The 18,550-nt window shown below is 66.9% G+C and carries 19 protein-coding genes; 6 read left to right on the top strand and 13 right to left on the bottom strand.

The features are described from left to right. Positions 1 to 7 precede the first annotated feature (7 nt). The 5 genes from GFK26_RS22805 to GFK26_RS22825 all read right to left on the bottom strand — a co-directional run bounded on the left by GFK26_RS22805 (position 8) and on the right by GFK26_RS22825 (position 6,130). Positions 8 to 994 (bottom strand): HlyD family secretion protein, encoded by a 987-nt coding sequence (locus GFK26_RS22805; protein WP_153283986.1) that lies wholly within the window; start codon positions 992 to 994, stop codon positions 8 to 10. 2 nt (positions 995 to 996) lie between these two features. Next, positions 997 to 2,433, bottom strand: a complete 1,437-nt coding sequence (locus GFK26_RS22810) for a TolC family protein (RefSeq protein ID WP_228121750.1) — start codon at positions 2,431 to 2,433, stop codon at positions 997 to 999. A gap of 5 nt (positions 2,434 to 2,438) precedes the next feature. Next, positions 2,439 to 3,170, bottom strand: a complete 732-nt coding sequence (locus tag GFK26_RS22815) for a MerR family transcriptional regulator (RefSeq protein WP_153283987.1) — start codon at positions 3,168 to 3,170, stop codon at positions 2,439 to 2,441. 73 nt (positions 3,171 to 3,243) lie between these two features. Continuing rightward, a complete protein-coding gene (locus tag GFK26_RS22820; RefSeq protein ID WP_099789874.1) occupies positions 3,244 to 3,612 on the bottom strand; it encodes a nuclear transport factor 2 family protein in 369 nt (122 codons plus the stop codon). Between the two features lies 1 nt (position 3,613). Then, a complete protein-coding gene (locus GFK26_RS22825) occupies positions 3,614 to 6,130 on the bottom strand; it encodes a sodium-translocating pyrophosphatase (protein ID WP_153283988.1) in 2,517 nt (838 codons plus the stop codon). 254 nt (positions 6,131 to 6,384) lie between these two features. Between GFK26_RS22825 and ppa the strand changes: the two genes are divergently transcribed. Then, positions 6,385 to 6,912 carry an inorganic diphosphatase gene (gene ppa / locus GFK26_RS22830; RefSeq protein ID WP_056518061.1) on the top strand — a complete coding sequence of 176 codons (528 nt, stop codon included), beginning with the start codon at positions 6,385 to 6,387 and terminating at the stop codon, positions 6,910 to 6,912. 42 nt (positions 6,913 to 6,954) lie between these two features. Here the strand turns inward: ppa and GFK26_RS22835 are convergent, their stop codons facing one another. Both GFK26_RS22835 and GFK26_RS22840 read right to left on the bottom strand, forming a co-directional pair. Further along, positions 6,955 to 7,707, bottom strand: a complete 753-nt coding sequence (locus tag GFK26_RS22835; protein ID WP_153283989.1) for a hypothetical protein — start codon at positions 7,705 to 7,707, stop codon at positions 6,955 to 6,957. Positions 7,708 to 7,784: 77 nt separating this feature from the next. After that, positions 7,785 to 8,963, bottom strand: coding sequence for a GNAT family N-acetyltransferase (locus GFK26_RS22840; protein WP_153283990.1), 1,179 nt, complete (start codon positions 8,961 to 8,963; stop codon positions 7,785 to 7,787). 19 nt (positions 8,964 to 8,982) lie between these two features. Between GFK26_RS22840 and GFK26_RS22845 the strand changes: the two genes are divergently transcribed. After that, a complete protein-coding gene (locus tag GFK26_RS22845) occupies positions 8,983 to 10,680 on the top strand; it encodes an NAD+ synthase (RefSeq protein WP_153283991.1) in 1,698 nt (565 codons plus the stop codon). Continuing rightward, positions 10,677 to 11,015 carry a P-II family nitrogen regulator gene (locus GFK26_RS22850; protein ID WP_056580191.1) on the top strand — a complete coding sequence of 113 codons (339 nt, stop codon included), beginning with the start codon at positions 10,677 to 10,679 and terminating at the stop codon, positions 11,013 to 11,015. Before GFK26_RS22845 ends, GFK26_RS22850 begins: the two co-directional genes overlap by 4 nt. A gap of 133 nt (positions 11,016 to 11,148) precedes the next feature. Here GFK26_RS22850 and GFK26_RS22855 read toward each other — a convergent pair whose 3' ends face one another. Genes GFK26_RS22855 through GFK26_RS22880 form a run of 6 tightly spaced genes read right to left on the bottom strand, consistent with a single transcriptional unit; the run spans position 11,149 to position 14,599 of the window. Further along, on the bottom strand, positions 11,149 to 11,739 hold the full coding sequence (locus GFK26_RS22855; RefSeq protein ID WP_153283992.1) for a TIGR00730 family Rossman fold protein: 591 nt from the start codon (positions 11,737 to 11,739) through the stop codon (positions 11,149 to 11,151). Positions 11,740 to 11,770: 31 nt separating this feature from the next. After that, positions 11,771 to 12,169 carry a diacylglycerol kinase gene (locus tag GFK26_RS22860; protein ID WP_062481435.1) on the bottom strand — a complete coding sequence of 133 codons (399 nt, stop codon included), beginning with the start codon at positions 12,167 to 12,169 and terminating at the stop codon, positions 11,771 to 11,773. Next, a complete protein-coding gene (locus GFK26_RS22865; protein ID WP_153283993.1) occupies positions 12,166 to 12,735 on the bottom strand; it encodes an RDD family protein in 570 nt (189 codons plus the stop codon). The genes GFK26_RS22860 and GFK26_RS22865 overlap by 4 nt, the downstream gene beginning before the upstream one ends. A 12-nt stretch (positions 12,736 to 12,747) precedes the next feature. Continuing rightward, positions 12,748 to 13,593: a DUF3106 domain-containing protein gene (locus GFK26_RS22870; RefSeq protein WP_153286075.1), complete on the bottom strand. Its 846-nt coding sequence runs from the start codon at positions 13,591 to 13,593 to the stop codon at positions 12,748 to 12,750. Between the two features lie 17 nt (positions 13,594 to 13,610). After that, a complete protein-coding gene (locus GFK26_RS22875; RefSeq protein WP_153283994.1) occupies positions 13,611 to 14,036 on the bottom strand; it encodes a DUF3619 family protein in 426 nt (141 codons plus the stop codon). Then, on the bottom strand, positions 14,033 to 14,599 hold the full coding sequence (locus GFK26_RS22880; protein WP_062478063.1) for an RNA polymerase sigma factor: 567 nt from the start codon (positions 14,597 to 14,599) through the stop codon (positions 14,033 to 14,035). The genes GFK26_RS22875 and GFK26_RS22880 overlap by 4 nt, the downstream gene beginning before the upstream one ends. A gap of 284 nt (positions 14,600 to 14,883) precedes the next feature. Between GFK26_RS22880 and GFK26_RS22885 the strand changes: the two genes are divergently transcribed. The 3 genes from GFK26_RS22885 to ilvC all read left to right on the top strand — a co-directional run bounded on the left by GFK26_RS22885 (position 14,884) and on the right by ilvC (position 18,431). Next, complete coding sequence (locus tag GFK26_RS22885; RefSeq protein ID WP_153283995.1) at positions 14,884 to 16,668, top strand: acetolactate synthase 3 catalytic subunit; 1,785 nt, start codon at positions 14,884 to 14,886, stop codon at positions 16,666 to 16,668. 106 nt (positions 16,669 to 16,774) lie between these two features. Next, on the top strand, positions 16,775 to 17,266 hold the full coding sequence (gene ilvN, locus GFK26_RS22890) for an acetolactate synthase small subunit (protein ID WP_099789850.1): 492 nt from the start codon (positions 16,775 to 16,777) through the stop codon (positions 17,264 to 17,266). A gap of 148 nt (positions 17,267 to 17,414) precedes the next feature. Next, positions 17,415 to 18,431: a ketol-acid reductoisomerase gene (ilvC, locus tag GFK26_RS22895; protein WP_153283996.1), complete on the top strand. Its 1,017-nt coding sequence runs from the start codon at positions 17,415 to 17,417 to the stop codon at positions 18,429 to 18,431. Positions 18,432 to 18,550: the final 119 nt, after the last annotated feature.

An 18,550-nucleotide genomic window follows, 5' to 3' on the forward strand; every position in this document is an offset into this window, starting at 1 on the left:
TTCGGCTTCAGTCGACCAGCACGCTCATGCCGGGGCGCGCGCCCTCGATGGGCTTGAGCGGCCGGGCGCGGACCTCGAAGGTGCGCACGTCGAAGCCGGCACCGCCGCGCGTGGCGCGCCAGGTGGCGAAGTCGGGCAGCACGCCGCTGTAGTACACCTTGAAGCGGGCCATGCGCCGGTCTTCGGGCAGGGCGGGCAGGCGGGCGTCGAATTCCTTGTCGAGCGCGAAGCGGGCCAGCCGGTCTTCGCGCACGTTGAGCACCACCCACTGGTCGTTCAGGTCGACCACCGTGACCACAGCCACGCCCTGCGGCGAGAGTTCGCCGACCTTGGCGAGCACCTTGGCCACTTCGCCGGCGACCGGGCTGCGCAGCTCGGTCTCGGCCCTGGCGGCTTCGGCTTCGGCGACCACGCCGGCCACCTGCCGCACCTGGGCGTTGGCGGCGGCCTTGTCTTCGGTGCGTGCGCCGGTGCGTGCCATGTCGTACTGCGCCTTGGCCGCCACGGCGGCGTCGCGCGAGGCCTTCCAGTTGGCTTCGGCCTCGTCGCGCTTCTGGTCGGCCACGAGACCGTCGCGTGCCAGCCCGTCGACGCGGCGGAACGAGGTCTGCGCGAGCTGTGCGGCGGTCTCGGCGCGCTGCCATTGCATGCGCGCCATTTCGATTTCTTGCGGGCGGGCGCCGTGCTGCGCCTTGTCGGCCACGGCCTGCGCGGCCTGCTCGGCGGCGGTGGCCTGCGCCAGCTTGGCGCGCACCTCGGGGCTGTCCATGCGCACCAGCAGGGCGCCGGCCTGGATGCGCTCGCCTTCCTTCACCGCCACCTCGGCAATGCGTGCCGTGACCTTGCCGGCCACGTCGGTCTCGCGCGCTTCCATCTGGCCCTGGAACACCTCGGGCGCCGGCTGCGCGGCGCGCCAGAAGCCCCAGGCGAGCAGCATCAGCACGAGCAGTGCGGCGGCGATGGCGATCAGTCGGCGGGTCTTGGCACTCATCATGGTCAGTTCACCTTCACGTCGGCGCGCGCGATGTAGTCGGAAAAAGTCTCGGACAGGCCCGCGCTCTCGAGCAGCTGCGCGAGCGCCTGCACGTAGTCGTTGGCGGCCTGCGCGCGTTCGGTCAGCACCTTGGCCTGGTTGGTCTCTGCGTCGATCAGATCGAGCGTGGTGCTGGTGCCTTCGCGCAGCCCGGCGGTGCGCAGCTTGACCACCTCTTGTGCGAGCTCGACCGAGACTTTCATCTCGAGGTACTGGCGGCGCGCGTTGTCCAGCGCGCGCCAGTTGCGCTCGACCAGCAGCGAGATGTCGCTGCGCACCTGAAGGTCGGTGCGTTCGGCCTGTTCGACCTGCTTGTGCGAAGCGGCCGAGAGCGCGTTGCGGTCGACCGAGTCGTACAGCGTCCAGCGCACGCCGAGGCCGGCGACCCAGTCGGCGTTGCCGCTCTTGATCTCGCGCGTGCCGAAGGCGATGACCTGCGGGCGACGCAAAGCTTCTTCGCCTTCATGCAGCTGCTCGGCCTGCGCCTTCTTGGCCGCGACCTTGCCCAGGCCCGGATGCCGCGTGAGCGCCGCATCGATGAAGTGGCCGAGCGGTTCGATCGGCGCGCTGATGAGAAACAGCGGCGTCTGCGGCGTGACGCTGCCCTCGGCGCGCACGGTGCGCGCCAGGGCCACGCCCGCGAGCGCGGCGTCGTTCTCGGCCTTGCGCGCGTTGCGGCGCGCCTCTTCGTAGGCGGCACTGGCCTGCAGCCGCTCGACGCGCGAGATCACGCCGGCCGCGAGCATCTTCTGCGCGGCCGCGTCGTGTTGGGCGATGGTGCGCTCGGCCTGCAGGCGCAGCGTGGCGGCGCGTTGCGCGAGCTGGGCGCCGAAGTAGCGCTGCACCAGCAGCGTGTCGACCTCGTGGCCCGCCTGTTCGGCGTCGGCCTGGGCTTCGCGCGCCTGCGCGGAGACAAAGCCGCGCACCGCGTCGGTCGCGCCGCCCAGGTAGAGCGGCCACACGGCCGACACCGAGGCGTTGGCGCCCGTGTCGTGGCGGTTCAGCGTGTAGCTGTTGGGGAGCTGCGGAATCGGCACGCGCGAGACGAAGCTCTGGATCGACGGCGGCAGCGACGAGCCGATCTGGCCGAGCCTCTGGTTGAGCGGGTCGAGGTCGAGGTTCAGGTTCGCGTTGTACGCATAGGCCAGCCCCGAGATGCTGACCACGGGCCCGCCCAGGCGCTTGAGGCCTTCGCTCTGCAGCTCCTTGGCTTCGACGGCGATGCGCGCGGCGGCCAGCTTGTCGGAGCGTTCGACCATGCGCAGGCGCGCGGCGTCGAAGCTCAGCGCGAGGGCGTTGGTGTCGCCGCGGGCCTGCTGCTGCGCGAAGGCCGCGCCGCCCATGAGGGCAGGCAACAACAGCAGTAGGGACGGAAGAAGAGCAAGGCGAGGGCGTGTCATCGGCATCAGGCGGTCTTGTGCAGCAGGGCGTCGAGTTCCTGCTGCAGGATCACGGGAAAGGCGGCCTGCACCGCCCCGGTGGCCAGCGGCCGTGCTTTCTCGAGCAGCTGCGCGGCGCGGCCGGCGTCGAGGGTGTCGCCGGAGAGCAGGCTGTCGGCCAGCGTGCGCAGCCAGCGCCGCGCCACGGTGCGCAGCGTGCGGACCATGGTTTCCTGCATGCCGATGACCGCTTCGAGCGGCAGGCCGAGCGCGGCCAGCTGTTCGGCGACTTGGCCGAGCGCCGGGCTCAGCACCTGCACCTGGCCGTCGGGCAACTCACGCATGAGGCCGGCGCGCGTGGCGCGACCGAGCAGGGCGGGCGTCATCTGGCCTTGCCACTTGGTGGCCAACGCCTGGGCCGACACCACCACGGGCGTTTCTTCGGCGAACAGGCTGCCCGACACCGAACGCGCCACGGCCAGCAGGTCGGGCCAGGTGGAGGCCGGCGCGCGCGTGAAGATGCGGCGGATCGCCTCGATGCCGAAGCCCTGTTCGCGCAGTTCGCGGATCAGCGCCAGGCGTTGAATGTGGTCGGGGCCGTACAGGCCGAGCCGGCCCTGCAGCCGGGGCGGCGGCAGCAGGCCGCTCGTGGTGTAGGCGCGGATGTTGCGCACCGTGACGCCCGAGCGCGCCGCCAGGGCCTCGACGGAGAGGTCTTGGGCGGCGTCGGAATCGGGAGTGGCGGTGGATGCGTTCATATGACAGTTTCAATGTTACATCGAAAATGTTGCATAGAACCAGCCCGGATCGCGCGGTCCGGGCGCCGCATCTTCAGCCCGGCTTGCGCTGCGCCGGGTCGTAGAAGAACTGCTCTTCGGCGATGCGTTCGCCGTCCCAGCGCTGCCAGGCGATCTCTTCCATGCGCATGCGGCCGCCGCCCTTGAAGGCGAACTCGAAGATCCAGTGGATGGCGACATGGTCGCCGTTCACCAGCACCGGCCGCACGCAGGTCGACGCCACCGACTCGGTGCGCGCGAGCACGGCGCTTTCCTGTGCGACCAGCGTGCTGCGCCCGCGCCGCGGCTCGGCCTGGTTCTCGCGCATCGTGGCGTCTTCGGTGTAGAAATCTTCGATGACCTGGGCATGCGCGCCGCCTTCGACGGCGGCAATGAAGGCTTCGAGCCGGGCGGCGGTCGGCATGTCAGGACTTCACTTTCACTTCGACGCGGCGCGCTTCCGAGGCCGGGCCGTCGGCTTGCGACTGCTCGGGCTTGGCGAGTTCGATCTTGTCCTCGGGCGCGCCCGCCGCCTTGATGGCGTCGCGCACGGCCATGGCGCGCTGCTTGGCCAGCTCGGCGTTCTTGGCCGGGTCGCCGCTGGCGTCGTGGTAGCCGCTCACCAGCACGGTGCCGCCGCTCTGCACGGCCTTGATGACATCGGACAGTGCCTCCTTGGCGTTGGGCGCGACCTCGGCGCTGGCGCTCGCAAAGTAGAACTTCACGATGCCGTTCTCGACCTTCACCGCCGCGGCTTCGGTGGCCACCACGGCCGCCGAGGCGAGGGTGGCGGCCGGTGTGGCTGCCGGTGCCGTCGCAGCGGGTGCCGTGACTGCGGGCGGCATCTCGACCTTGGCCGGCACGGCAGCCGCCGCATCGCCGGCGTGGAACTTGACCACCAGCGGCACGATCAGCAGTGCCACGATGTTGATGATCTTGATCAGCGGGTTCACCGCCGGGCCGGCCGTGTCCTTGTAGGGGTCGCCCACGGTGTCGCCGGTGACGGCCGCCTTGTGTGCCTCGGAGCCCTTGCCGCCGTGGTGGCCGTCTTCGATGTACTTCTTGGCGTTGTCCCATGCACCGCCGCCCGTGCACATCGAAATGGCGACGAACAGGCCGGTGACGATGGTGCCCATCAGCAGGCCGCCCAGCGCCTTCGGTCCCAGCACCAGGCCGACCAGGATCGGCACCACCACCGGCAGCAGCGACGGGATCATCATTTCCTTGATGGCCGCGCCGGTCAGCATGCCCACGGCCTTGCCGTACTCGGGCTTGCCGGTGCCTTCCATGATCCCGGGGATCTCGCGGAACTGGCGGCGCACTTCTTCCACCACGGCACCGGCCGCGCGGCCCACGGCCTCCATCGCCATCGCGCCGAACAGGTAGGGAATCAGCCCGCCGATGAAGAGGCCCACGATCACCATCGGGTCGCTCAGGTTGAAGCTGATGTTCAGCCCGAAGCTCTCCAGCTTGTGGGTGTAGTCGGCAAAGAGCACCAGCGAGGCGAGGCCGGCCGAACCGATGGCGTAGCCCTTGGTCACGGCCTTGGTCGTGTTGCCGACCGCGTCGAGCGGGTCGGTCACGGCGCGCACGCTGGCGGGCAGGTCGCTCATCTCGGCGATGCCGCCGGCGTTGTCGGTGATGGGGCCGTAGGCGTCCAGCGCGACCACGATGCCGGCCATGCTCAGCATCGACGTGGCCGCCACCGCAATGCCGTACAGGCCGGCCAGCGAATACGACGCCAGGATCGCGATGCACACGAAGATCACCGGCCAGGCCGTCGAACGCATCGACACGCCCAGGCCCGCGATGATGTTGGTGCCGTGGCCCGTGGTCGATGCCTGTGCAATGTGCTGCACGGGCTTGTACTGCGTGCCCGTGTAGTACTCGGTGACCCACACCAGCGCGGCCGTGAGCGCCAGGCCCACGAAGCAGGCGCCGAACAGCTTCAGCTGGCTGCCGCTCGCGGCGATGGCGTTGTCCGGAATGATCCAGCTCGTGACGAACCAGAACGCGATCAGCGACAGGATGCCCGCGACCGCCAGGCCCTTGTAGAGCGCCGGCATCACGTTGACCATGCCCGGCGAAGCCTTCACGAAGAAGCAGCCGATGATCGACGCGATGATCGACACACCGCCCAGCGCGAGCGGGTACAGCACCGCGTCCAGCGGCGCCGCCGTGACCATCAGCGCGCCCAGCACCATGGTGGCGATGAGCGTCACCGCGTAGGTCTCGAACAGGTCGGCCGCCATGCCGGCGCAGTCGCCGACGTTGTCGCCCACGTTGTCGGCGATCACGGCCGGGTTGCGCGGGTCGTCTTCCGGAATGCCGGCCTCGACCTTTCCCACCAGGTCGGCGCCGACGTCAGCGCCCTTGGTGAAGATGCCGCCGCCCAGGCGCGCGAAGATCGAGATCAGCGAGGAGCCGAAGGCAAAGCCGATCAGCGGATTGAGCAGGGCCGCCAGGCTGTGGTCCGCCTTCGGCGCACTGCCGGCCAGGAACCAGTAGAAGCCCGTCACGCCCAAGAGGCCCAGGCCCACCACCAGCATGCCGGTGATGGCGCCGCCGCGAAACGCCACGTCGAGCGCCGGGCCGATGCCCTTGGTCGCGGCTTGCGCGGTGCGCACATTGGCGCGCACCGACACGTTCATGCCGATGAAGCCGCAGGCGCCCGAGAGCACCGCGCCGACCACGAAGCCGACGGCCGTGGTCAGGTCGAGGAAGAGGGCGATGAGTACCGCGAGCACCACGCCGACCACCGCGATGGTGGTGTATTGCTTGGCGAGGTAGGCGGAGGCGCCGGCCTGGATGGCCGCGGCGATTTCCTGCATCCGGGCGTTGCCCGGGTCCTTGGCGAGAATCCAACTTCGGGCCCAGAAACCGTAGCCTACGGCCACCAGGCCGCAGACGATGGCAAGAATCAGGGGGGTGTTGCCGCTCATGCTTTGCTTCTCCATTCGTTCGTTGTGACTTGTGGAGACGGACAGCCTGGGCCCTGCGCGCAACGCGTACGGGACCATGTTCTCCGCCGCGTTGCTTCCTCGAAGCTCACTGCACCGGAGGTGCGGAGCCGATTGGCCAACGGTTGCAATTTACAGGCAAAAACACACGGGCGTGCGACCGGCCCGTGACACGGAAAGTAAACTCCGGGTTTGTCCCCATCCGTCTCATACTTTTCAACTACTCGAAAAACGTCATGTCCTTCGACAAAGTCTCCCCCGGCAAGAACGTCCCCGACGCATTCAATGTCGTGATCGAAATCCCGATGAACGCCGACCCGATCAAGTACGAAGTCGACAAGGAATCGGGCGCGATCTTCGTGGACCGCTTCATGACGACGGCCATGTACTACCCCGCCAACTACGGCTACGTGCCGCAGACCCTGTCGGGCGACGGCGACCCGGTCGACGTGCTCGTCATTGCCCCTTACCCGCTGCTGCCGGGCGTGGTCGTGCCTTGCCGCCCCCTGGGCATCCTGATGATGGAAGACGAAGCCGGCGTCGACGGCAAGGTGCTGGCCGTGCCCACCGACAAGGTGCTGCCGATCTACAGCCACTGGAAGTCCGTCGACGACGTGAACCCGATGCGCCTGAAGGCCATCAGCCACTTCTTCGAGCACTACAAGGACCTGGAAGCCGGCAAGTGGGTCAAGGTGCTGGGCTGGGAAGGCATCGACGCCGCCAAGAAGGAAATTCTTGACGGCATCGCCGCCTACAAGAAGTAATTTTTTCTTTCGTTTGAACGACGGCCTGGATGCTCCGGGCCGTCAGCCCTGGACCGCATCCCCGGCCAGCCGCATCCATTCGCGGTTGACGCCTCGCGCATGCGAGTTCCAGTGGCGCGCAGCCTGCTGCAGCTCGCCCCACAGGCGCTGCGCACCGGCGGTGTCGCCCTGCTGGGCCAGCCACGCGATGTAGCGGGCACGTATTTCCACGGTGTTGTAGGTGTTCAGCGCAGTCTCGAAGGCTTCGCGCGCTTCCGGCGTGCGGCCCTCGGCGGCGAGCGCGCGGGCGTTCAGCACGGCGACTTCGTCCTTGCGGTAGTCGTCGCGGGTGGCGCGCAGGGCCTGCAGCGCCAGGTGCGCCTCGCGGCCCGAGGCCGGGCTGCCTTCGGCGACCAGGGCGCTGGCCAGGCCGAACTGCAACTCGGGGTCGGAAGCGAAGGGGCCTTTCAGCGCGTCGCGGTAGTGCCCGACGGCATCGGCCGCCTGGCCCCGGTCGAGCGCCGCCTTGGCCAGGCGCAGCTTGTTCTGCGCCGTGGGTGCCAGGTCGTAGGCATCGGCGGCGGCGCGGTATTCGCGCTCGGGGTCGATGAAGCCGATGGCCGCGTTCGCGACCTTGCCGGCGGTGCGCTGCATGCGCGAGGCGGGCAGGTACTCGACGACGAAGTACACGATGCTGCCGAGCAATGGAAAGCTGAAAAGGATGATGAGCCAGTACATCTGCTTGCCGTGGCGCATGGCATGCACGGCGAAATACAGCGCGATGAGGATGTGCAGTCCCAGTCCGACGAATGGCATCGGTGCTCCCTGTGTGTTGTGTGTGGTTGTTTGAGTGCCGGGCGGGTTTATATCAGCCCCCGGCGCTCCCACGCCGCTCAGGCCGCCTTGAATGGACTGCGCTCGCCGAGGTGGTCCATGTAGTTCTCGATGCCGGCGCCCTCGCGCTCGAGAAAGCGCTCGACGGCGTCCGCGAACGACGGGTGCGCGAGCCAGTGGGCGCTGGTGGTGCGCACCGGCATCAGCGCGCGGGCCATCTTGTGCTCGCCCTGCGCGCCGCCCTCGAAGCGTGCCGCGCCGTGCGCGATGCACCAGGCGATCGGCTGGTAGTAGCAGGCCTCGAAATGCAGGCAGTCGACGCGCTCCAGCGCCCCCCAGTAGCGGCCGTAGGCCACCAGCGGTTGGGCTTCATCGGTGGAGAGTGCGATCAGGCTGGTCGCGATGGGGCGCCCGTCGCGCTCCGCGACGAACAGCAGCCACGCCTCGGGCAGCGTGTCGGCCATGCGCTGGAAGAAGTCGCGCGTGAGGTAGGGCGGGTTGCCGTGCTCGCGGTAGGTGCGCTCATAGCAGCGGTAGAAGAAATCCCAATCGGCGGTCGCGATGTCGGCGCCGCGCGACCAGCGGAAGCTGACGCCGGCGTCGGCCACCTTGCGGCGCTCCTGGCGGATCTTCTTGCGCTTGTCGTGCGAGAGGCTCGCGAGGAAGGCGTCGAAGTCGACGTAGCCGGCCTGTGTGCCAATCGAGGGGGTTGTGTTCGTCCAGTGGAATTGCACCGTGTGACGCAGCATGAGCCCGGCTTCGGTGCATGCGGCGATGTCGGCATCGGCACCGAACAGCAGATGCAGAGACGAAAGTTCCTGTTCCTTGCAGACGGCCACCAGCCCCTGCACCAGCAGCGTGCGGCTCTGCGCGTCGCGCGCCAGCAGACGGGCGCCGGGCACGGGCGTGAAGGGCGCCGCCACCACGGCCTTGGGGTAGTAGGCAAAGCCGTGCTGCTCGTAGGCGTTGGCCCAGGCCCAGTCGAACACGTACTCGCCGTAGGAATGGTCCTTCAGGTAGAGCGCGCAGGCGGCTTCGAGCACGTCGCCGCGCCACAGCGTGATGAACTGCGGCGTCCATCCGCGCTCGGGCGAGGCGCTGCCGCTGTCGTGCATCGCCGCGAGGTATTCGTGGCGTATGAAGGGCGAGGGCTCGGGCTGCGCCGCGAGCAGGGCGTTCCAGGCTTGCGGGTCGATGTCCGACGGCGACGCCAGAACCCGAATGACATAATCGTTCAAGCCTTTTTCTTCCTTCTGTATGACGCTCAAGCTCGCCATCGCGCAACTCAATTTTGTGGTGGGCGACCTCGCCGGCAATGCGCAGAAGATCGTCGGCGCCGCCCGCGAGGCCTACGCGCAGGGCGCGCGCCTTCTGCTGACACCCGAACTCTCGATCGCCGGCTATGCGGCGGAGGACCTGTTCCTCCGTCCCGCCTTCACCGAAGCCTGTGATGATGCCGTGAAAGGCATCGCCGCCGCGCTGGCCGATCTCAAAGACATGGTCGTGGTGGTGGGGCATCCCAGCGGCGTCAGCCTGCGCAGCCGATCCGTGGCGGTGCAACTGCGCCACAACGCGGCCAGCGTCATCAAGGAAGGCCGCATCCTCGAAACCTACGCCAAGCGCGAGCTGCCGAACTACCAGGTGTTCGACGAGCGCCGCTACTTCACGCCGGGGCAGGGCACCTGCGTGTTCGAGGCGGGCGGCGTGTCGGTCGGCCTGCTGATCTGCGAAGACGCCTGGTTCGACGCGCCGGCCGAGCTGGCGCGCGCCGGCGGCGCCGAGGTGCTGGCGGTGATCAACGCCTCCCCGTACCACGTGGGCAAGGAAGGCGAGCGCGTGGCGCGCATGGCCGACCGCGCACGCGCCGTGGGCCTGCCGCTGGTCTACGCCCACCTGGTGGGCGGGCAGGACGAGGTGGTGTTCGACGGCGCCTCGTTCGCGCTGCAGGCCGACGGTGCACTGGCCGCGCAGGCCGAGAGCTTTCGCGAGCGGCTGGTTTTCATGGAACTCGCACATGGAGCGCAGGGCGGCGTCGCTGTCGTGGCCGATCCGTCGGCCATCGCCGCGCCACGAGATGCCGAAGCGCAGCTGTGGGACGCCCTGGTGCTCGGCGTGCGCGATTACATCGGCAAGAACGGTTTTCCGGGCGCGATCCTCGGGCTCTCGGGCGGCATCGATTCGGCGCTGGTGCTCGCGATCGCGGTCGACGCGCTGGGCAAGGACAAGGTCCGCGCGGTGATGATGCCCTCGCCCTACACGGCCGACATCAGCTGGATCGATGCGCGCGACATGGCGGGCCGGCTGGGCGTGCGCTACGACGAGATTTCGATCAGGGACACCTTCGAGTCCTTCAAGGCCGCGCTGGCCGGGGAGTTCAAGGGGCGGCCGGAAGACACGGCCGAAGAGAACATCCAGGCCCGCATCCGCGGCACGCTGCTCATGGGGCTGTCGAACAAGTTCGGCGCGATCGTGCTGACCACCGGCAACAAGAGCGAGATGGCCACCGGCTACTGCACGCTCTACGGCGACATGGCGGGCGGCTTCGCGGTCATCAAGGACCTGCTCAAGACCACGGTGTTCGCGCTGGCGCGCTGGCGCAACGCCCACGACCCGTACGGCACCGGCGCGGCGCCGATTCCCGAGCGCATCATCACGCGCCCCCCGAGCGCCGAACTGCGCCCCGACCAGACCGACCAGGACAGCCTGCCGCCGTACGACGTGCTGGACGGCATCCTGGCACGCTACATGCAGGACGATGAAGGCATCGACGAGATCATTGCCGCGGGCTACGACCGCGCGGTGGTCGAGCGGGTTGCGCGGCTCATCAGGATCAACGAATACAAGCGGCGCCAGGCGCCCGTAGGCATCCGGGTCACCCACCGAAGCTTCGGCAAGGATTGGCGTTACCCTATCACCAGCAAGTTCAACGAAACCGCCGGAGCACCAAAACCATGAAGCAGATCACCGCCATCGTCAAACCCTTCAAGCTCGAGGACGTGCGCGAAGCCCTGGCCGAAGTGGGCGTCACCGGCCTCACGGTGACCGAGGTCAAGGGCTTCGGCCGCCAGAAGGGCCACACCGAGCTGTACCGCGGCGCCGAGTACGTGGTCGACTTCCTGCCCAAGATGAAGGTCGAAGTGGTCGTCAACGAGAGCGACGTCGAGCGCTGCATCGAAGCCATCGTGAGCTCGGCGCGCACGGGCAAGATCGGCGACGGCAAGATCTTCGTGACCGAGGTGGAGCGCATCGTGCGCATCCGCACCGGCGAAGAAAACGAAAACGCAGTTTAGGCTCGCCCCCAGGCTACGCGCACTTCGTGTCGCTTCGCCAACCCCCTGCCGGGGGCAACACCAGAGGCCCGGCAAAGCCGGTTCCTCGGTGTTCGCTGGAATGGGGCCGGAGGCTGCCTTTGGGGCTCTCAGGTCAGAGGTTCTCTGACAGCTTGTCGTCGCGGGGGTGCAGGGGGACCTCGGCGCGCAGCGCGGTCAGCAGTTCGGGCACGTCGGTGCCGGTGCGGACCAGGTCCATCTGCCATTCACCCATGAAACCCTCGCGCACGCTGTGCGCCAGGAAGCCCAGCAGGCCGTCGTAGTAGCCGGCGGTGTTGAGGATGCCGGTCGGCTTGTCGTGGTAGCCGAGCTGGCGCCAGGTCCAGATCTCGAACAGCTCTTCAAAGGTGCCGATGCCGCCCGCCATCGCGAGGAAGGCGTCGGCGCGCTCGCCCATCATGGCCTTGCGCTCGTGCATGGTGTCGACCACGTGCAGCTCGTCGCACAGGGGGTTGGCCAGTTCCTTGTCGACCAGGGCCTTGGGAATGATGCCGACGACGCGGCCGCCGGCCAGCCGGGTGGCCTCGGCCACGGTACCCATCAGGCCGGTGCGGCCGCCGCCGTAGACGAGCTGGCCGCCGTTCTGGCCGATCCAGTGGCCCACGGCCTGGGCGGCCTGGGAAAACTCGGGGCGCTCGCCGGGGCGCGAGCCGCAATACACGCAAATCGAAAATTCAGGAGTCATCTTGCGATCATGCCGCAGGCGGCAGACCCGCTCATGACACGAAGCGTTGCCACAGGGCCGCGGCCCAGATGCCACCGCACAGCGTGAGCGACAGCAGAACGGCGGCGCTGCCCATGTCCTTCGCGCGCTTGGAGAGGTCGTGCCACTCGGGGCCGATGCGGTCGATGGCGGCTTCGACCGCCGTGTTGAGCAATTCGACGATCATGACCAGGATGGCGCTGCCGGCGAGCAGTGCCACCTCGACCCAGCTGCGCCCGAGCCAGAACGCGGCCGGGATCATGAGCATCGACAGGATGGCTTCCTGGCGGAACGCCGGCTCGCTCCAGCCGGCGCGCAGGCCGTGCAGCGAGATCAGGGTGGCATGCCAGACGCGTTCGAAGCCCTTGCGGGCCTTCTGCGGGTTCACGGCGGGGTCGGGCAGGGCACTCATTGGCGGCTCATCGGCTTGGAGGTGATGAGCCGCGTACCGGCCCAGGCGTCGTGCCAGAACTGGCGTTCGGGGTGAAAGCGGGCCAGCAGGGCCCAGACGGCGATCCAGCCGAACAGCAGGACCATGGTTTCAACCACGGGCACGCCCAGCAGGGGATGCAAAGCCAGTGGCGGCAGCAGCCAGACCCAGCTGAAGATGTACCTAGCCAGTGCGCGCCATTGGGTCACCGGCCGGCCTTGGCGGTCGACGATACGGATATTCCAGGTCTTCATGCCCAGAGTCTGGCCCTTGGACCAGAACCAGACGAAATAGACGCCGAAGACGATGAACAGGTAGCCCAGCAACAGGGGGCGCCGCGTCTCGTCCATGGCATTGCGCATCTGGCTGAGGGCGCTGAACAGCCAGCCGGCCATCATGGCGACCGCGAACAGCAGCATGCCCTCATAGAGCCAGCACGCCATGCGCCGCCACAGGCCGGGCACTGCGGGAGCGGGGGCGTTGGGCGTGGAAGCGGAGGGCGAGGCGGACTGGCCGGGTCCCGAGGCCTCGGGAGAACTGGAAACCATCGAAACCTTCGGTCAGGGGGCGGAGGACGAGGCCGCAGGCGCCGATGCCGCTGACGGGGCCGGCACCTGGGCCTCGGCGGGCACCGGCGGCGGCGTGAGGCTGCTTGGCGCCGAGGCGGCCGGCACGGCGATGACGCTGGCCGGTGTGGTCGCGCGTTCCGACGCAGCAGGCGAACTCACCGCGATGGCTGCCGGCGGCAGCACGGGCGTGGGGAGCATGGCTGGCACGATGCGGGGCGTGTGCTGCCCCGGCGGCGTGACGGCCGGCACCGGCACCAGTTTTTGCGACGAAACCGGGCGCACCGGCAGGGCGGCGCCGCGCGGCTTGGGCGGTGCGCGCTCGGCGAGCTTGCGTTTTTCTTCTTCGCTCAGCGCCTGGTATTGCTCCCATTTGAGCCGGCGCTCATCGGCGGGGACCCGCTTGACCTCGGCGAAGTTCAGGCGGGCCTGGGCGCGCTGCTGGTTGCTCAGCGCCGCCCACTCGATCATGCGGCTGTGCAGCGTGACCTGGTCGTCGGCGGGCATGTTCGCGTAGTTGCGCGACAGGGCAAGCCATTTGCGCTTTTGGCCGACGTTCAGCGTGTTCCAGTGCGAAGCCAGGGGCTTCAGGGCGTGCTGCTGTTCGGTGCTCAGGTCGCTCCAGAGGGGCTTGGTCGTCGCGACGGCCTTGGGGCTTGCCGCGCCATTGGTGGCTGCGGCATGCGCGGCGGGCTTGGTGGCCTCGGGCAACGTCTGGGCATCGGCCAGCGTCAGGCCGAAGGCGGCGGCTGCCAGCGCGCCGGCCCAAACGACGGCGCCCGCCGGAAGCGGGCGCAACGGAAGCAGGGTTTTCGCACGGGAAACGGAGCGGCGTCGCATTCGGTCGGGCAAGGTGTTCAGTCGGAGGCGCTGTCGGACTTCAGGAATTGAGCGAAGCCCGGATCGGTATAGGCGGCGGGCGGCAGGTCGCCCGTCAGCAGGGCCGAGTCGACGTCGGCAAGTTCGCTGGCGCGGTCGTCGTCCTGAAGCACGCTGATGGTGATCAGGCCGGCCACCAGGGCGATGAGGGGCACCACCGAACCGATGCGCGTCCACCAGCTGCCGCCCAGCGTGACCGTGTGGCCAGACTGGACCGCGGCGGATGCCGTGCGCAGCTGCGGCGCTTGCTTGCGCGCAGCCACGGCCTGCGAACGGGCAATGCGCAGACGCTCGCTGATGTCGTGCGGCAACGCCTGGTTGGCGTCCGACAGCCGGGCCGCCAGCCGTTGGCCGAAGCGGTCTTCTGCTGCGCTGGATTGAGAGGTTGGAACCTTAGTGTTCATAGCGATATTCCCTTGGCCTTGAGCGCCTTGCTCAGAGCGTGGACAGCTCGCGAACAATGGGTTTTGACGCTGCCCTCGGAGCAGCCCATTGCGGCGGCCGTCTCTGCGACGTCCATTTCCTCCCAGTAACGCATCAGGAAAGCCTCGCGTTGACGGCCGGGCAAAGCCGCGATCTGTTCTTCGATTTCGTGAAAGACCTGGCTGCGGCGGGTGGTGTCTTCGGCGCTCTCCGATTCCCTGGAGTCGGTTGGCGAGACAAAGTTCTCCAGCAGGTCGAAATCCTCGCCGTTGTCGGCCGGTTCGAAGTCGCTGAGGTTGGAGAAAAGGGCGCGGCGGGTCTTCTGGCGGCGGAACCAGTCGAGCGTGCAGTTAGACAGGATGCGCTGGAACAGCATCGGCAGTTCCTCGGCAGGCTTGTCACCGTAGTGCTGGGCCAGCTTCATCATGCTGTCCTGCACGATGTCCAGGGCCGCTTCTTCGTCCCGCACGTGATAGACCGAGCGCTTGAAGGCCCGTCGTTCGACGTTTTTCAGGAAGTCGGAGAGTTCGTGTTCAGTAGCCAAATGAGAGGGGGCGGCGGGACGCGCCGCGTGGGGGAGGATGTTTGGCGAACGCTCATGTTTTTATGCCGCGGATTATGCCTTTGTGCCAAGACAGGGCACCTGAAGCGAGTCTGAACGCGCCGGTAGTGTCATAATCCGCGTTGCAAGTCAAAAGGCAAACGGGTCACGGTCCGGCGGAACATCAGTCCGCTCATGGCTTTGGCCTCAAGTCCTGGCGCGGCCCCACAAGGGCTGGCAAGGGGCACCCAAGGTTTTTCGTTCCCGAAAAAACACAAAGGTTGATCATGGAAATCTCGAAGGCGGAACTCGCTTCCGCAGCAGCCGCGTCCTCTGGCGCCGGCAACACCACGCAAGAACTCATGGGCGCTGAAGTGCTGGTCAAGGCACTGCAGGCCGAAGGCGTCCAGTACATCTGGGGCTACCCGGGCGGCGCGGTTCTCTACATCTACGACGCGTTCTACAAGCAGGACACCATCCAGCATGTGCTGGTGCGCCACGAACAGGCTGCCGTCCACGCAGCTGACGGCTATGCGCGCGCCACCGGCGAAGTCGGCGTGGCCTTGGTCACCTCCGGCCCCGGCCTGACCAATGCGGTCACCGGCATCGCAACGGCCTACATGGATTCGATCCCTATGGTGATCATTTCCGGCCAGGTGCCGACGGCCGCCATCGGCCTCGACGCCTTCCAGGAATGCGACACGGTCGGCATCACGCGCCCCATCGTCAAGCACAACTTCCTCGTCAAGGATCCGAAGGATCTGGCCATGACGATGAAGAAGGCCTTTCACATCGCACGCAGCGGCCGTCCCGGCCCCGTGGTGGTGGATGTGCCGAAGGACGTGTCCTTCAAGAAGACCCCGTACAGCGGCTACCCCGACAAGGTCGAGATGCGCTCGTACAACCCGGTGCGCAAGGGCCACGGCGGGCAGATCCGCAAGGCGCTGCAACTGCTGCTGGCGGCCAAGCGTCCCTACATCTACACCGGCGGCGGTGTGCTCCTGGGCAATGCCTGCAACGAGCTGCGCACGCTGGTCGACATGCTCGGCTACCCGGTCACGAACACGCTGATGGGCCTGGGTGCCTATCCGGCGAGCGATCGCAAGTTCCTCGGCATGCTGGGCATGCACGGCACCATCGAAGCCAACAACGCGATGCAGAACTGCGACGTGCTGCTGGCCGTGGGCGCGCGCTTCGACGACCGGGTGATCGGCAACCCGAAGCACTTCGCGCAGAACGAACGCAAGATCATTCACGTCGACATCGACCCGTCGAGCATCTCCAAGCGCGTGAAGGTCGACATTCCGATCGTTGGCGACGTGAAGGACGTGCTCACCGAACTGATCTCGATGATCCGCGAGAGCACCGCCAAGCCCGATGCCGGCGCACTGGCCGACTGGTGGAAGACCATCGAGAGCTGGCGCTCGCGCGACTGCCTCAAGTACGACCGCGACAACAAGGACGTGATCAAGCCGCAGTTCGTGGTCGAAACCCTCTGGAACATGACCAAGGACGCCGACACGTACATCACGTCGGACGTCGGCCAGCACCAGATGTGGGCCGCGCAGTACTACCGCTTCGACGAGCCGCGTCGCTGGATCAATTCGGGTGGCCTGGGCACCATGGGCGTGGGCATTCCCTACGCCATGGGCATCAAGCTCGCCAAGCCCGATTCGGAAGTGTTCACCATCACCGGCGAAGGTTCGGTGCAGATGTGCATCCAAGAGTTGTCGACCTGCCTGCAATACAACACGCCGATCAAGATCTGCTCGCTCAACAACCGCTACCTGGGCATGGTGCGCCAGTGGCAAGAGATCGAATACTCCGGTCGCTACAGCCACAGCTACATGGACGCGTTGCCCAACTTCGTGAAGCTCGCCGAGGCTTATGGCCACGTCGGCATGCTGATCGAGCGTCCACAAGACGTGGAGCCCGCGCTGCGTGAGGCGCGCAAGCTCAAGGACCGCACGGTCTTCATGGATTTCCGTACCGATCCCACCGAGAACGTGTTCCCGATGGTGAAGGCCGGCATGGGCATCACCGAGATGCTGCTGGGTTCCGAAGATCTCTGATCCGGAACGTTCGTTCGCTCAACTTTTTACTGACGAATCTATTGCCCGCCAAGCCCGCGCATTACCGTGCGCGGGGGAGGGCGGCGAAAAGAGGAGTCACGCCAACATGAAACACATCATTGCAGTGCTGCTGGAAAACGAGCCGGGTGCTCTTTCCCGCGTGGTGGGCCTGTTCTCGGCCCGTGGCTACAACATCGAATCGCTGACCGTGGCGCCGACCGAGGACGCAAGCCTCTCGCGCATGACCATCGTCACCAACGGCTCGGACGACGTGATCGAGCAGATCACCAAACACCTCAACCGCCTCATCGAGGTCGTGAAGGTGGTCGACCTGACCGAAGGCGCTTACACCGAGCGCGAGCTCATGATGGTGAAGGTGCGTGCGGTGGGCAAGGAACGCGAGGAAATGATGCGCATGGCGGAAATCTTCCGCGGCCGCATCATCGACGTGACCGACAAGAGCTACACCATCGAGCTCACCGGCGATCACGGCAAGAACGACGCTTTTCTTGAAGCGATCGACCGCAGTGCCATTCTGGAGACGGTTCGCACCGGCGCCAGCGGCATCGGACGCGGCGAACGCATCCTGCGGGTCTGACACCATGATTCGGAGCTCAGTCGCTGCCCGTTCGGGCTGAGCTTGTCGAAGCCTCCGCGCAAGCGGGGACTGCATTGAGCCCTTCGACAGGCTCAGGACGAACGGCACAACAACACACTGCAACTCGCATATCTATCTGGAGAACATCATGAAGGTTTATTACGACAAGGACGCGGACCTGAGCCTCATCAAGGGCAAGACGGTTGCCATCATCGGCTACGGCTCGCAAGGTCACGCTCACGCGCAGAACCTGAACGACAGCGGCGTCAAGGTCGTGGTCGGCCTGCGCAAGGGCGGCGCTTCGTGGGACAAGGTCGGCAAGGCTGGCCTGCAGGTCGCTGAAGTTGCTGACGCCGTGAAGTCGGCCGACGTCGTCATGATCCTGCTGCCCGACGAGCAGATCGCCGCCGTCTACAAGAACGACGTGGCCCCGAACATCAAGGAAGGCGCTTCGCTCGTCTTCGCGCACGGTTTCAACGTGCACTACGGTTTCGTGCAGCCGCGCGCCGACCTCGACGTGTGGATGGTCGCTCCCAAGGCCCCGGGCCACACCGTGCGCGGCACGTACACGCAAGGTGGCGGCGTGCCCCACCTGATCGCGGTGCACCAGGACAAGAGCGGCAAGGCGCGTGACCTCGCGCTGAGCTACGCCACCGCCAACGGCGGCGGCAAGGCCGGCATCATCGAGACCAACTTCCGCGAAGAAACCGAGACCGACCTGTTCGGCGAACAAGCGGTTCTGTGCGGCGGCACGGTCGAGCTGATCAAGGCCGGTTTCGAAACGCTGGTGGAAGCCGGCTATGCGCCCGAAATGGCGTACTTCGAATGCCTGCACGAGCTGAAGCTGATCGTCGACCTGATCTATGAAGGCGGCATCGCCAACATGAACTACTCGATCTCGAACAACGCTGAATACGGCGAGTACGTCACCGGCCCGCGCATCGTGAACGACGAGACCAAGAAGGCCATGAAGAAGGTCCTGCAGGACATCCAGACCGGCGAATACGCCAAGAGCTTCGTGCTCGAAGCCGCTGCCGGCCAGCCGGTGCTGATCAGCCGCCGTCGCCTGAACGCCGAGCATCAGATCGAAGTTGTCGGCGAAAAGCTGCGCGCGATGATGCCCTGGATCAAGAAGAACAAGCTGGTCGACCAGACCCGCAACTGATCTTCAGAGGCAAGAGCCAGCAGGGTGTTTCGACACCCTGTTTCAGACCTGTTTCAGAGGGCCACCCATCGCGGTGGCCCTTTTGTTTGAAGGGGAGCCCACGGGCCCCTGAACTACAC

The sequence above is a fragment of the Variovorax paradoxus genome (assembly GCF_009498455.1).
In the GTDB taxonomy this organism is placed as follows: Bacteria; Pseudomonadota; Gammaproteobacteria; order Burkholderiales; family Burkholderiaceae_C; genus Variovorax; species Variovorax paradoxus_H.

Coding starts and splice junctions, on each gene's coding strand:
- GFK26_RS22865 (WP_153283993.1), bottom strand. CDS start 12,735: ATGGTTTCCAGTTCTCCCGAGGCCTCGGGACCCGGCCAGTCCGCCTCG.
- GFK26_RS22870 (WP_153286075.1), bottom strand. CDS start 13,593: ATGCGACGCCGCTCCGTTTCCCGTGCGAAAACCCTGCTTCCGTTGCGC.
- GFK26_RS22825 (WP_153283988.1), bottom strand. CDS start 6,130: ATGAGCGGCAACACCCCCCTGATTCTTGCCATCGTCTGCGGCCTGGTG.
- GFK26_RS22850 (WP_056580191.1), top strand. CDS start 10,677: ATGAAGCAGATCACCGCCATCGTCAAACCCTTCAAGCTCGAGGACGTG.
- ilvN (WP_099789850.1), top strand. CDS start 16,775: ATGAAACACATCATTGCAGTGCTGCTGGAAAACGAGCCGGGTGCTCTT.
- GFK26_RS22835 (WP_153283989.1), bottom strand. CDS start 7,707: ATGCCATTCGTCGGACTGGGACTGCACATCCTCATCGCGCTGTATTTC.
- GFK26_RS22810 (WP_228121750.1), bottom strand. CDS start 2,433: ATGACACGCCCTCGCCTTGCTCTTCTTCCGTCCCTACTGCTGTTGTTG.
- GFK26_RS22845 (WP_153283991.1), top strand. CDS start 8,983: ATGACGCTCAAGCTCGCCATCGCGCAACTCAATTTTGTGGTGGGCGAC.
- ilvC (WP_153283996.1), top strand. CDS start 17,415: ATGAAGGTTTATTACGACAAGGACGCGGACCTGAGCCTCATCAAGGGC.
- GFK26_RS22860 (WP_062481435.1), bottom strand. CDS start 12,169: ATGAGTGCCCTGCCCGACCCCGCCGTGAACCCGCAGAAGGCCCGCAAG.
- GFK26_RS22805 (WP_153283986.1), bottom strand. CDS start 994: ATGATGAGTGCCAAGACCCGCCGACTGATCGCCATCGCCGCCGCACTG.
- ppa (WP_056518061.1), top strand. CDS start 6,385: ATGTCCTTCGACAAAGTCTCCCCCGGCAAGAACGTCCCCGACGCATTC.
- GFK26_RS22885 (WP_153283995.1), top strand. CDS start 14,884: ATGGAAATCTCGAAGGCGGAACTCGCTTCCGCAGCAGCCGCGTCCTCT.
- GFK26_RS22875 (WP_153283994.1), bottom strand. CDS start 14,036: ATGAACACTAAGGTTCCAACCTCTCAATCCAGCGCAGCAGAAGACCGC.
- GFK26_RS22815 (WP_153283987.1), bottom strand. CDS start 3,170: ATGAACGCATCCACCGCCACTCCCGATTCCGACGCCGCCCAAGACCTC.
- GFK26_RS22820 (WP_099789874.1), bottom strand. CDS start 3,612: ATGCCGACCGCCGCCCGGCTCGAAGCCTTCATTGCCGCCGTCGAAGGC.
- GFK26_RS22855 (WP_153283992.1), bottom strand. CDS start 11,739: ATGACTCCTGAATTTTCGATTTGCGTGTATTGCGGCTCGCGCCCCGGC.